The organism is Alkaliphilus peptidifermentans DSM 18978, assembly GCF_900101495.1.
Taxonomy (GTDB): domain Bacteria; phylum Bacillota; class Clostridia; order Peptostreptococcales; family Natronincolaceae; genus Alkaliphilus_C; species Alkaliphilus_C peptidifermentans.
This window is the reverse complement of record NZ_FMUS01000030.1, coordinates 45,114-57,805: the sequence shown is the minus strand read 5'-3', so window position 1 is coordinate 57,805 and position 12,692 is coordinate 45,114. Positions and strand designations below refer to the sequence as shown.

Genomic DNA, 12,692 nt, shown 5'->3' with positions numbered 1-12,692 from the left:
TTCAGAACGAATACCGTAAAGGTACTGAAGTAAAGTCATTTTAAAAAGAACTACTGGATCAACAGATGGACGTCCATTATCATGACAATACAATTCTTCGACTTCGTCATAGATAAAACTAAAATCAATGTACTTATCTATTTTTCTTAGTAAATGGTCTTCTTTAACTAGCTCTTCGAGCATAACAAACTCATAAGAAGTTTGCTTATCTTTAGCTTTAGTAAGCATAATTCATCACCTCATTATACATATTCGACATCGATTGGATAAATCCTTTTTGAATAAAAAAAAATCCACCCTTTTCAGGTGGACTTTGTCAACAGTCTCGAGCGTCTACGACGCTTTCGCTAGGAAACCTAGGGTTTCCTTCGACAACAGCAAAGCTGTCTGAGCACCTTCCTGAAGGCGGGCAGAGGATTTCATCCCCTACAACCCCTTTTTTTATATAATAGGAAAGTAGAACTTTCCTATTATATAAAAAAGTTAGAAAATAGTTGCCAGCAGGCTATTTTCTAACTTTCTTTATTGAATAATAATCTTTCTATTACTTAATCACGATAATGTGTAGAAAATAAGTTTCCTACATGATCAAATTCTCTTGATGGGGTATTATTATAGAGAAGTTTGACACCATCCACCCACTGGCCTTCATATTCACGTTGTAGAAATGTTTCTATTAATCTTGTTGCGGTCATAGTTCCACCTGATGTCCCTTGGAAATAATGCCTGTCCCATGCAACAGTGCTGGATTCATCCTCAGGTTCTTGAATATTAACTACCACTATACTTTTATTATCAATTGTTTCAATTCCCTTAATTTCAATTGGTAAACTTCTGAAGCTAAATTTAGATAGCTTTTCTGCCAAAACGGTAATTTTTTCTTCAAGACTAATTTGTGAAGGAAGATAAATATAGTAGCTAATTTCCCTGTCATAGGTGTCCATATTGGCATTATAAATTGGAAGTATTATATATTCCTTGTTTTCTTCCTTTAATATGTTAAAAATATACACCTGCTCTTGAATAATTTCCTCCTTACTGATATTGGTTTCAGTGAACTGCTTAATTTGGAAAATTGCAAACTCCTTTTCCTGCTCTAATTGCATGATCTCCTTTCTAAGCTCAACAAGCTCAACAAGCTCAACTCTTAGTGTGCTCTTCTCTTCTTCTGGGGGTTCATTCTGATTTGAGCATCCAAAACCCACTATGGAAAATAATAAAATTAAAAACAAAAGCATCACTCGTCTTATCGTCATTTTAGTCCTCCTCAATCTCAATACATATATAATTAATTCATGAAAAATTCAATAATGGATTTAACAATGGCAAACTCCATTGATATTACAGCAATACAAGTAATTATGAAGAAGCTTAGCTTCATTTGGGCAAGTCTGTCTTTCCAATATTCACCCCTAAATAATGATATTATATCGGGGGTGAAGGTATACCTTACCGCCTCATTAAAATCCTCTCTGTTTGGAAAGAAGCCGTTGAATAGAAATTTGAATATTGGTATATTTAATAGAATTAAGACTACAATAATTATTGCTTCCATAAGATCCCCTCCCTATGTTGATTAATTCTATACTCTATTTGTCTCCCATTTTCCCATCCGATAGTTAATAATCATCACTAACATTTCTACAAATTCAGCAATCAAAAATGTCAACCATACCCACTCCACAGATACCTTTAATATTTTTACAATTAAAAACATTAGAGGTATCTGAACTGCCCACCTAGCTATTACACTTGCATATAGGTAGGGTCTGTTGTATCCTGACCCTGAAAACACGCTACCATATCCCATCACAACACCAGCTAAAATTAGACAAGGGAATATAATTCTTAACATAGGTACACCAATCTCTACTACAGTAGGGTCATTAATAAAAATTTTCATTATAGACTCAGGGAATATAAAGGTGATAACACAAACCAGTACCATTATAACAGAACCGAAAATTGCAGCAGTTCTTGCGGTGGCTTTGGCTCTATTCAGATTTTCAAAGCCTAAGCTTTGCCCTACAATAGTGCTACTTGCCATCGACAAGCCTAGTAAAGGCATAAAGGCGAATCCTATTAACCTATTTCCAATTCCCATAGCTGCAACAGTTTCAGTTCCATAATAGGTGATAAACTTGAGGGTGAAGATTCCCACAAGGTTCCTTAAAAAAGCTTCTATTCCATTGGGAAGTCCAATTGTAATCAATTTTTTATCAATCTCAAAATTTAGTTTAAGTAATCTTTTCAGCTTGATTTTTACCTTGGTTTTATTGGATAGTACATAGGCAAATCCGATTATAAATGTGACTGAGATTGAAATTACTGTTGCCAAAGCAGCTCCGAAAACGCCTAACCCAAGACCTGGAATTGATGTGCCTGGAATAGTATCAAATATAAAAATTGGATCTAAAACAATATTTAATATAGCAGCAGTAACCATTATGATCATTGGTCTTTTAGCATCACCAACACACCTAAAGGCTGTATTTACAGTATATGATGAAAACATAATGGGCAGAAAGAAAATTCTAATATATCCATAGCTGAGGGCAGCCTCAGAAACTACAGGATCCTGTGTAAAGAATCCTAATAAGGGTCTTAAAATAATGGAAAAAATAACCCCTGCAAGTACAGCAACCATTGCTTTAAAGGTTAAGGTTTGTTCTATACATAGGCTTGTTCTGTCCTGGTCACCTTTTCCATAGCTTTGAGATATCAAAGATATAGAGCTGGTGCCAATGATTTCATTAAGAATGTTGACAATCCAAAACATAGTAGAAAAAATTGTAATACCCGCTACAGCCTCTGCTGATATCCTTCCTATCCACATCATATCAACCAAATCATAGAACATTTGAAAGGTAAACCCTAGCATTGTTGGTGTTGCAATGGAGAGTAGATTCTTACTTATGCTCCCCTCCTGTAGGTCTAACGCAATATCCTTTTGCATATATTTCCCCCTTGTACTATAAGTATTAGGTATAGGTTGTCATCTTTACATTTAGATTATATATCAATTTTTCTTTAGTGAATATTGTTTTTATTGGTATTTATTAAAATACATATCTTGAAGGAATTTGCAATAAAATGTAGAAATAATACTAATTAGAAATATTACTCCGAAAGCACACACAAGTATGTTAAATAATATTGCATATGAATTCTCCCTACAAAACTAATCAAACACTAGAAAATTGAACTCTAGTGTTGAATTAAAAGCATTATATTATCAAACTATACTCAATTTATGTGAGAGGAGGGTTTAATAGTGAACAAAGCTTTTACCATCGATTATTACATTAATAAAGTCCTGGATTTTTTTAAAGGCTACATGGATATTGACAAAAAACAAAATGCTGTACTTTCATATGCTATACGCTTGGTAATTAACAGTATAATTGCATATTCCATGGCTTTAATACCAGCTTTGATTTTCGGCAACTTTAACAATGTACTGATTATCACGCTAACCTTTGCAGCTCTTCGTGTCTTTTCTGGAGGTGCCCACAATTCTTCCATACTAAATTGTTCTATTAATGGTGCTATAATTTCCAATATTCTGGGCTTTTTACCCAAATACTTGGTTTTAAATAAATCTATCATGTTTAGCATTATTATTTTCACTTTTTTATTTTCTCTATGGGCTATAGGCAAATATGCTCCTGCCGACACCCCTAGTAAACCAATCACAACAAAAGCAAAAAGGCAAGTATTACGAAGAAATTCCTTTGTTGTAGTTTGCATCTGGTGTTTCATAAGCATTGTTTGGTTTATAAAGGCTTCACATGTCACTACATATATTTATGCCTCAACACTGGGCATACTTTGGCAGTCCTTTACAGTGACAACATCTGGCTATAAGCTTTATAGCGTAGCAGATAAAGCCTTACTATACTTTAGAAGGGAGGAAATCTGATGAAAAAAAGATTATTGCAAGCAGCCATCACTTTACTTACATTCTTAGCCCTTTCAAATATTGCTTCTGCTACAAGTGTAATGGGTTATCAGCCTGAAATACCTCAGGAGCTGCTAGATTAATATTAAGTAAAAAAGGTAGTTATGATTAGGGGTGTATCTTATTGAAGATTATTGAAAGCTTAATTGCTTATTCATATGAAGGTTTCTTTATGGCAGGAGCAGGTCTTAGTTTACTAGGAATAAAGTTAAAGATTAACAAGCTATTATCGATTGCTTTTATATATGGCTTTTTTGTTTTTTCTATACGAAATATGTATTTTATATTGGGGATACCTTTAGGTACTCATGTATTTATTCTAATGACGGTTTTTACACTATTACTAAGAGGAATTGCAAAAACCAACCTTCTAACATCAATTATTGCTACTCTAATGTCCACGCTTCTTATTTTCTGGGGTGAAGGTGTATTTCTTTTTCCGGCAGTAATGATTTTAAAAATTGATCCTATTGTTTTTTCCAGTGCAAGACTTGGATATACTCTTTTGGGAATTGTACTTTCTGATATACTTTTAATTATAGCCTTTATTATTGGGTATTGCCTTAATAAACCCTTAATTAACTTAAGCGGTGATAAAAGTGATATAGGAGATAAACATGAAGCTACAAAATAAGGCCTATGTTTTAATATTATTAGTGCTTTTACAGAGCATTTCAATTTTTTTTATAATAACTAATGGATTTATTCAATCATATGCAAGCTCATTTATATATACTTATCCTTTATTGCTTATATTATTTCTTAATGTTTTAGGAGTTGCTGCAATTATAAATGTTTTCTATTTGTTTAGTTTCTTAAAAAAGGAAGAAGAGTCTATAAGAAAGCTTAATCATTCCATTGAAGTTATTGAGGCCTTAAGGGGACAAAAGCACGATTTTAATAATCATTTAAATGTTGTTGCCGGTATGATTAAATTAGATAAGTATGTTAAGGCCCTTGAATACATTTATGATATATGCGGCAAAACAGATGAGACATTTTCAATTTCTAAAATTGAAAATGTTGAAGTGGCGGCTATACTATATAGAAAAGCGGCTATTGCAGAAAATAAGGGGATTACAGTTGAGTTTGATATAAGCACTGATTTAAACTATTTGACAATTGAGCCCATCGAGTTGTCAAAGGTATTCTTCAATTTACTGGATAATGCAATTTATGAGTTGGATGCAGCTTTAGAGGAAGAGAAAATACTTACAATTGATATCAAAGAAGATAAGGAAAAGTATATTATAATGATTGGAAACTCTTATCCAGTTTTATCACCTGAATTATTTGATAGGATTTTTGAAGCAGGGTACACTACTAAGGCTGGGCCAGATCATGGTTTTGGACTGGATATAGTAAATAGAATTGTTAAAAAGAATAATGGTACAGTATCTGTTGAGAGCTATGAAAGTATAGGTACCTTATTTACAGTTTTTCTACCTAAATCTAAAAAGTAGTAAAGGATTATTCTATATTACAAGTTATAGAGTAGTCCTTTTTTATGCAGATATTATTTTTAGATTATTTTAAGAATCTAAAATAATATGACTATTACTACTTATAAAATGCTTATATTCAGGCCTTTAATAATCAGTACTCCAAAAATAATCGCTGGAACACCAAGTATGATCATTAGTACTAACCATAAAGCTGTAGGGATCAGATTTTTATAAGATTATAAAAGTCTGATCCCTTATGATTGGATTTTTTATATCTGTTTTAAATTATATATGTCTGCAAACTCAAAATGTATTTTCTCTACATTAGTTTGCTGTTTGAATTCTTTTTTTATTATTTCCTCTTCGGCAACCTTGTTTACAGGAATTTCGATAATAAATTCAGTTCCGTTACCATATTCGCTCTCAACAGAAATATTAAAAGAAACCACAAGTTTTGAACTGTGGTTTCGCCTTGAATTGACATTTTTTTATACAGTAGAAATGATAAGGTCAAGCTTTCCTTCTAATTGGAACTCTTTATAGCTGGCGGGTATTATAAAATGAAGTCCTTCTTCTATTTTTATACCATCGATTGTTCCTTCACCTTTTATAACACTAACCATCATAAAACTCCTGTCATTTTCAAACTGTTGGATGCCTTTTATTGTTATTTTATAAAGGGTAAAGTATTTATCTTTTACTAAAAGCTCTTTTTTAGCATTTTTAAATTCTTCTATTTTATTGCTAATTTTATAATCTACATGGGGAATAGTGGTTACATCAATACTCTCTTTTATATGTAGGTCCCTTAATCTACCTTTATCCAGTCTTCCATAATCATATAATCTGTAGGTAACATCACTGGACTGTTGGATTTCTAAAATCACTGTGCCCTTTTTAATTCCATGGATTGTTCCAGCAGGAATATAAAAAAAATCACCGGGATTTATTTTTACTCTTCGCAATAGATTCTCCCATTTTTCATCTTCAATCATATTCTTCATTTCTTCTTTAGTTTCAGCATTATGTCCCAATATTAGTTCTGCATCAGAATCACAGTCGATGATATACCAGCATTCAGTCTTTCCCAGCTCACCATTGGCATTTTCCTTTGCGTAAGTATCGTCAGGGTGTACTTGTATACTTAAGTCATCCTTAGCATTAATTATTTTTGTAAGAAGTGGAAATACCTCCCCTTCTAAATTACCAAACAATTCTCGTTTATTATGCCAAAGCCAGCTTAATGTCATCCCATAGTATCTTCCATTGCTTATTTTACAATCTCCATTACTGTGGGCACTTATAACCCAATCTTCACTTCCCCATATTTTAGGGTAGTGTAGTTTATTAAGAAATATCAATTCTTTTTCTTTCATTTATAATACCTCTTTGCTGTTAATATTTTTTACTTTTTGTTTTACTAAATACATGGCTCCTAACATTCCTGGCTCTGATAATTGTGAGGCCTTTACTTGAATTTTACCCCTCATTGTTGGGTAGATATATTGTTCAAATCTCTCCTTCATATTAGGAGCAAAGTTAGCCACAGAATTAGATACCCCTCCGCCTAATATAAATATATTAGGATCTATCACATGGGCAATGGCTGCCATTCCTCTAGCCAAATGGTCCATAACAGAGTCTATTATCTCTTTTGCTGCTTTGTTGTTTTCATCTGCCAGTCTAAATACTTCATGGGCGTGGTTTACATTTAACCCTTCTTTTTTAGCTAATTTTATAATACTTGTGCCACTAGCCATTCCTTCTAATGAGCCAGGGTTTAGGAAGCTATGTTTCACTGGCTTATCGCTGACTATGATGTTTGCTATTTCTCCAGCACTTCCTGATGCACCTGAAACTATTTCACCATTGATACACAACCCTCCACCTACACCAGTACTTACTGTAATATAAAACACTATATTAAGGCCCTTTCCTGCTCCTTCTAAGCTTTCTGCCAATGCAGCCACATTGCAGTCATTTTCAATATAGCATGGTACCTCAAAATATTTAGTTAGTATATCAGTCAATGGAATAGAATCCCAGCCTGGAAGATTAACTGGACTAAGGACTACCCCTTTATTTGGATCTATAGGCCCTGGCATACCAATACCAATGCCTTCTATATCATGTACTCCTTTAATGATCTGTATATTCTTTTTTATATTTTCTATAATATAATCAGGTCCCCTATCTGCTTCAGTCAAGAACTTATTCTCATGGATAAGCTTATCTTCTTTAAATAACCCTACCCGTATATTGGTTCCACCAAAATCTATGCCAATCCAGTATTTATTCTCCATAAGCTTTACTCCTCTCGGTTATAAATATTCATTTTAAATTTAACGGTCAATAGATGTATTGTCAAGTATTTTTATTAATTTATATATCTATCCCTTAATCTAAAAATGCTTGCTGCCCCAACAATAATCTTCTTAACTCTTTCCAATAAGCTCATTTGTTAGTCCTTCAATAACCTGAATTTCTCCTGCATACAATGTCATCATAGACCCAACTCCTAAAGCCGTTAGCATTCCGCCAGAAAACCATCTTTATCTATAACCAGTGCATTTACTCCATTTCTTGCAGCTTCTACAACTGCTTAACATTATATTAGATTAGTGATAATTATCCCTAAAGCTCCAGCAGCTCCCACACAATATAATGCATTGACTTTAAACCTCCACAAAGCAACAAATCCACCTAAAGCTATTAAAATAGTCCATATATCTGTTAAAGCATTTGGAATTAATGCCAGTATAGAAGCTAAAACACTTCCAATTACTGCTGCGTTAGTCCCCTTTAAAAATGCCTTTATCCAGGTTATATTCTTAACTCTATTTAGATAAGGTGCTGCAATCAAAATAAGAGCAAACGATGGAAGAAAAATGGCAAATGCTGCAATAAAGGCACCTAAAAGACCATACACCTTATATCCGATAAAAGCTGAAGTAATTACCACTGGCCCCGGTGTAATTTGACCGAAGGAGATCCCTGTTAGAAATTCTTGTTGAGTCATCCAGCCTAATCTCTCCACCACTTCCTGTTCAATGAAGGGTATAATTACTAAGCCACCTCCATAAATGAATGACCCTACCTTGAGAAAAAAGCCAAATAATTTTATAACAATTGTATCTGCTAAAAACAAAGGAATAACCATCATGTAATATTTTTTAGCTTTCTGCCATTTATAATAAATGAAAACTCCCAGTATTCCTCCTGTTATCAAAACTATTACTAGATTTACATTAAGTAGATATACTGCTATTGTGCTTGACCCAAGTATTAGTATTCCTTTAATATCAGCTATAGATTTCTTGCTCATTTTGTAAAGAGATGAACCAATAAGAGCTATCACCACTGCATTAACTCCATACAGTATTCCCTTCACCTGTGGTATTGCTCCATAATTAAAATATAAGTAGCTCAATAAAGTAATTAGTAGAAATGCTGGTAGAATGAATGCTATCCCTGCAAGAATCCCACCTTTGATCCCTCCCCTAATAAATCCCATATAGATACCTAATTGGGTAGATGCTGGTCCTGGTAGCATGTTACATACCGCTAAACCATCTAAGAACTCTTCCTTAGTTGCCCACTTTCTTTTCTCCACAAGCTCATTATCCATCATGGCAATATGGGCCATTGGCCCACCAAAACCTAGTAATCCTATTTTAAGAAAATATAAAATTATCTCCTTCATAAATACCTCCCTACAATTTGTATTTTTACTAATATGTTTTTATTTTACCTTGAAATATCTCTTATAATCACATGATGTGAAGTTTTAATTTGTTATCAATATTACTTCTATACGATTTACGCATTATTTTAATTATATTACCTTTTATTTTATTTTTAGACATATGTCCTATTCTTCATCTTCTCTCTAAGCTATACTACAAGTAGAGGTGATGTTATATATGAAGAAAATAAATGATAAGGAATTGCTGAATTATTATAAGGAAAAGTTCAATATAGATTCGATTTTCAGTGTTGATATGAATAAACATATGGAGCTTTTTAAATTTGAACGTGGTGAGTGTATTTGTAAGACCAATGATGAAATGAAATATTTCTATTTACATGTGAAGGGTAAATTGAAGGTATATACAATGTCCGATAGTGGCAAATCAGTGTTACTTAGATTTAATAAGCCATTAAGTATTTTAGGCGATGTAGAGCTATTAAATGAGCAACTGGTAAAGTGCTATGTAGATTCCTTAGATGAGTCCCTTCTTATAGGAATAAAGTTTGAGTATATACGTGAATATGCATATAATGACCCGGTTTTTTTGCGCTTCATTATTAGGAACCTAAGCTTTAAGCTATATACAGTGTCAAATGCCAGCTCAATTAATCTACTTTATCCTTTAGAAAATAGATTCGCAAGCTATCTATTATCGATATCCAGTGATGAGAATAATAGTAGAGTTAGTGAGATTAAGACAAACAACCTAGGCGAAATGGCTAATCTATTGGGGAGTAGTTATAGACATCTAAGCAGGGTAATTAAAAATTTAGAGATGGCAGGCATAATTAAAAATGATAAAAAGAGAATAGCAATACTAGATTTTGAAAAATTAAAGAAATTGGCGGGTGAGAATTTATATGAATAAAGGTAATTCGAAGCTTTTAATACTTTTGCTTTTTATGGGATTTATGAATAGTGGAATTGTACTGATAAATGGTTTACTGGCTCAATATACAGATTTGTATTTGGCAGGTCTTATAGTACATATAGTAGGTTTTTTTCCAGCCCTTATTTTCTTTCTTGCCTTCGATAAAGATAAACTTATATATTGGAGAAGCACTTTCAAGTCAGATAAAAAAATATTTTTTGCTGGTTTTATCGGCTCGTTAATTCTAGTAATCTCAGCATTTTGCATGGCGAGAATTGGAGTTTTTCTTACATCTATTGCTATGGTGGCAGGTCAATTTGTTTTATCTGTAATTGTTGATATAAATGGCTTTTTTGGATTTAAAAAGGTTAAGCTTGAATTAAGAAAAGTTAGTGCCATCTTTATTATTTTACTTGGCGTTATACTAATATCTGTTTAGGGGTGAGGTTATGGAGTTAATAGCAATAATACTTGCAGTTATAATGGGTGGTTTATTTATTATAATAAAATCTTTAAATATGATGCTGGGCAATAAAATAGGTATCTATGGATCAAATCTCGTTAACCACTTAACTGGAATAATAGGAAGCTCAATTATTTACTTTACAGTAACAATAATCGGTTTTCAAAAACTTTCATTTTACAATAACGTTCCACTTTATGCCTTTATTGGAGGCATTATAGGGTCAACCTTTGTCATATTGTCAAATTACTCGTTTTCTAAAACCACGGTTGTTACTTCTACAATTTTAATACTCTGTGGTCAATTTATTAGCTCAATAGTAATTGATATTTTTATCCTAAACCTACAAATAAAGCCCACAGCTATTGCAGGGGCAGTATTGATAGTTATTGGCACTATCTTGTACAGCGCTAAAAGCAGTGGGACAAGGAACAATTCCCAGTTGTCACATGAAAAAATTTAAAAGAAACCACGAGTTTATCCCGTGGTTTCAGCCTTCTTAATCTACTACTTTATTGGAATATATATGTCCAATTCTCCATTCTGCATAAATCTTTCATCGTATAATTCTAGCTGTGGCCTGTATTCTACTTCATGCCCTGAAGCGGGAATCCACTTTGCATATATGTCATTGTAAAAAAGACCCAAATCTTGTATTGACCCTCCATATGTATACACTATGTATTTTCCTGCAGGTACAACCTTTGTAATCATACCCTCAGGTACATCCTCAAAACTATCTACCTCTGCACATGCAGTATAGTGAAATCTTCCCTCAGAATCCATATCACCATCACATATACCGTAGAATAGCATAGATTTGCTTTTTTGCTTTATGTCTCTGTAGCGATTATTGAATGCCTCCCAAAGGTTAGGAATTTCTCCCTTTTCATTGTTGCCAAAATAAGTTAACCCAACGCCCTTGAAGCCTTCAATGTTTACTATTTTTCCTTCCATATAATTATCTCCCTTCATCATTTGATATCTGTATTATATCAAGTAATCCTTGCCAATATTATGTCAGGAATTATTGGACTTTATATAAATTTGATATTTTTTTTATTTTTTTTATTATATACTCTCTAAGTTCTTCTGGCTCCAAAACCTCAATTCTGTCACTCAAAGGAAAGATTACATTACAGGCTGTTTCAAAACTTATCATATCAATATCATATATCCATTTATCTTTTAGATTGATAGAAGAATGAATATGAAAGTCATCAAGAAGTCGTCCCTTTTCTTCATTCATTTCAATTTTTACAGGATATGCATTTTGAGCAGACTTAAGGGTCGCCTGTTTTGCAAACTGCTGTTTGCTATTGCTCCAGAACTCCTCCAAACAAAAACTCTCTGGCATGCTGAAGCCTTCATTCAAGACTTCGATATTTGCAATTCTACTACACTTGAAAATCCTAATATTTTTTTTCCCTTCGCACAAGGCTGCAACATACCATTCCGAATTTTTCACCACTGCACCATAGGGATTTATAATTCTTTCTGATACTTCCCCTGAATATTTTTTATAACCTATTTTTAACTTTTTCAAGTTAAATACAGATTTTTTAATTATATCTATATTTTGATTCTGTATTCTTTTCCCCCACCAAGGATCTGAGTCTATAAAAAATCTTTCCTTAGCCTTAATTATTTCTTCTCTATGCTCTGTAGAAACACTGTTTTCAAGCTTAATAACAGCATTGGTTAATTGTTGTGCCATTTCAGTGTTCTTTTCTGGCTTGATACCCATGCTGGAAAGTAAAAGATGAACAATATCGCCACTTCCAAGGGTATTTGAATTGATTCTATATCCCTCCATGAAGGAGTATCCTCCAGTAGGACCTGGAATCGACATAATAGGAATACCTGCCTCACATAATATATCAATATCTCTGTAAATGGTTCTTTCAGAGATTTCAAGTATTTTAGCTAAAGCACCAGCCTTCATTACCCCTCGTGAATCAAGCAGCATTATAATTCCTAAAAGTCTGTGAAGTCTCATACGTTCACACTCCTATCCCATAATACTTTATCTGATAATGTAATTGTTAGTACTATGAAAAAAACACTTCATAAAACTATTATAAAGAATTAAATTAGTAAATTGAAGAATTATTTCTTAGTATCATAGTAGTTTCACTCAAAGAACAAAAGCATTTCATTCTTTAACATAATGAAAAAATCGAGGAAGATTGATAAAATTA

The 12,692-nt window shown here is 32.9% G+C and carries 16 protein-coding genes; 7 read left to right on the top strand and 9 right to left on the bottom strand.

The features are described 5' to 3' along the window. The 4 genes from BLP68_RS18035 to BLP68_RS18020 form a co-directional block, all read right to left on the bottom strand. Nucleotides 1-228: transposase (locus tag BLP68_RS18035; RefSeq protein WP_176759101.1), on the bottom strand; the 228-nt coding region annotated here is incomplete at its 3' end. A 320-nt stretch (nt 229-548) separates the two neighbouring features. After that, on the bottom strand, nt 549-1,256 hold the full coding sequence (locus tag BLP68_RS18030; RefSeq protein WP_091546634.1) for a hypothetical protein: 708 nt from the start codon (nt 1,254-1,256) through the stop codon (nt 549-551). 32 nt (nt 1,257-1,288) lie between these two features. Continuing rightward, nucleotides 1,289-1,555, bottom strand: a complete 267-nt coding sequence (locus BLP68_RS18025) for a hypothetical protein (protein WP_091546633.1) — start codon at nt 1,553-1,555, stop codon at nt 1,289-1,291. Nucleotides 1,556-1,582: 27 nt separating this feature from the next. After that, nucleotides 1,583-2,956: an MATE family efflux transporter gene (locus BLP68_RS18020; RefSeq protein WP_091546630.1), complete on the bottom strand. Its 1,374-nt coding sequence runs from the start codon at nt 2,954-2,956 to the stop codon at nt 1,583-1,585. A 318-nt stretch (nt 2,957-3,274) separates the two neighbouring features. On the opposite strand from BLP68_RS18020, the gene BLP68_RS18015 reads away from it, so the two are divergent. Genes BLP68_RS18015 through BLP68_RS18000 form a run of 4 tightly spaced genes read left to right on the top strand, consistent with a single transcriptional unit; the run spans nt 3,275 to nt 5,424 of the window. Next, on the top strand, nt 3,275-3,922 hold the full coding sequence (locus tag BLP68_RS18015) for an accessory gene regulator ArgB-like protein (RefSeq protein WP_091546627.1): 648 nt from the start codon (nt 3,275-3,277) through the stop codon (nt 3,920-3,922). Next, nucleotides 3,922-4,044: a cyclic lactone autoinducer peptide gene (locus tag BLP68_RS18010; protein WP_091546626.1), complete on the top strand. Its 123-nt coding sequence runs from the start codon at nt 3,922-3,924 to the stop codon at nt 4,042-4,044. Before BLP68_RS18015 ends, BLP68_RS18010 begins: the two co-directional genes overlap by 1 nt. Before the next feature lie 41 nt (nt 4,045-4,085). Beyond that, nucleotides 4,086-4,595, top strand: a complete 510-nt coding sequence (locus BLP68_RS18005) for a hypothetical protein (protein WP_091546623.1) — start codon at nt 4,086-4,088, stop codon at nt 4,593-4,595. After that, complete coding sequence (locus tag BLP68_RS18000; RefSeq protein ID WP_091546622.1) at nt 4,579-5,424, top strand: sensor histidine kinase; 846 nt, start codon at nt 4,579-4,581, stop codon at nt 5,422-5,424. The genes BLP68_RS18005 and BLP68_RS18000 overlap by 17 nt, the downstream gene beginning before the upstream one ends. A gap of 470 nt (nt 5,425-5,894) precedes the next feature. On the opposite strand, the gene manA is transcribed toward BLP68_RS18000, so the two are convergent. The 3 genes from manA to chrA form a co-directional block, all read right to left on the bottom strand. Next, the gene (manA, locus tag BLP68_RS17990) at nt 5,895-6,782 is read right to left on the bottom strand and encodes a mannose-6-phosphate isomerase, class I (RefSeq protein ID WP_091546618.1); all 888 of its coding nucleotides are present in this window, start codon (nt 6,780-6,782) and stop codon (nt 5,895-5,897) included. Beyond that, complete coding sequence (locus BLP68_RS17985; protein WP_091546614.1) at nt 6,783-7,709, bottom strand: ROK family protein; 927 nt, start codon at nt 7,707-7,709, stop codon at nt 6,783-6,785. A 305-nt stretch (nt 7,710-8,014) separates the two neighbouring features. Then, on the bottom strand, nt 8,015-9,109 hold the full coding sequence (gene chrA, locus BLP68_RS17980; protein WP_091546611.1) for a chromate efflux transporter: 1,095 nt from the start codon (nt 9,107-9,109) through the stop codon (nt 8,015-8,017). Nucleotides 9,110-9,329: 220 nt separating this feature from the next. Here chrA and BLP68_RS17975 point away from each other — a divergent pair, with 220 nt between their 5' ends. The 3 genes from BLP68_RS17975 to BLP68_RS17965 are packed head-to-tail and all read left to right on the top strand — an operon-like array spanning nt 9,330 to nt 10,954. Continuing rightward, the gene (locus BLP68_RS17975; RefSeq protein WP_176759100.1) at nt 9,330-10,025 is read left to right on the top strand and encodes a Crp/Fnr family transcriptional regulator; all 696 of its coding nucleotides are present in this window, start codon (nt 9,330-9,332) and stop codon (nt 10,023-10,025) included. Continuing rightward, nucleotides 10,018-10,467 carry a DMT family transporter gene (locus BLP68_RS17970; RefSeq protein WP_091546607.1) on the top strand — a complete coding sequence of 150 codons (450 nt, stop codon included), beginning with the start codon at nt 10,018-10,020 and terminating at the stop codon, nt 10,465-10,467. The genes BLP68_RS17975 and BLP68_RS17970 overlap by 8 nt, the downstream gene beginning before the upstream one ends. Before the next feature lie 10 nt (nt 10,468-10,477). Continuing rightward, nucleotides 10,478-10,954, top strand: a complete 477-nt coding sequence (locus BLP68_RS17965; RefSeq protein WP_091546605.1) for a DMT family transporter — start codon at nt 10,478-10,480, stop codon at nt 10,952-10,954. Nucleotides 10,955-10,998: 44 nt separating this feature from the next. Here the strand turns inward: BLP68_RS17965 and BLP68_RS17960 are convergent, their stop codons facing one another. Together BLP68_RS17960 and BLP68_RS17955 are read right to left on the bottom strand one after the other, a co-directional pair. After that, the gene (locus BLP68_RS17960; protein ID WP_091546602.1) at nt 10,999-11,448 is read right to left on the bottom strand and encodes a GyrI-like domain-containing protein; all 450 of its coding nucleotides are present in this window, start codon (nt 11,446-11,448) and stop codon (nt 10,999-11,001) included. A 70-nt stretch (nt 11,449-11,518) separates the two neighbouring features. After that, complete coding sequence (locus tag BLP68_RS17955) at nt 11,519-12,490, bottom strand: helix-turn-helix transcriptional regulator (protein ID WP_091546599.1); 972 nt, start codon at nt 12,488-12,490, stop codon at nt 11,519-11,521. Nucleotides 12,491-12,692 lie beyond the last annotated feature (202 nt).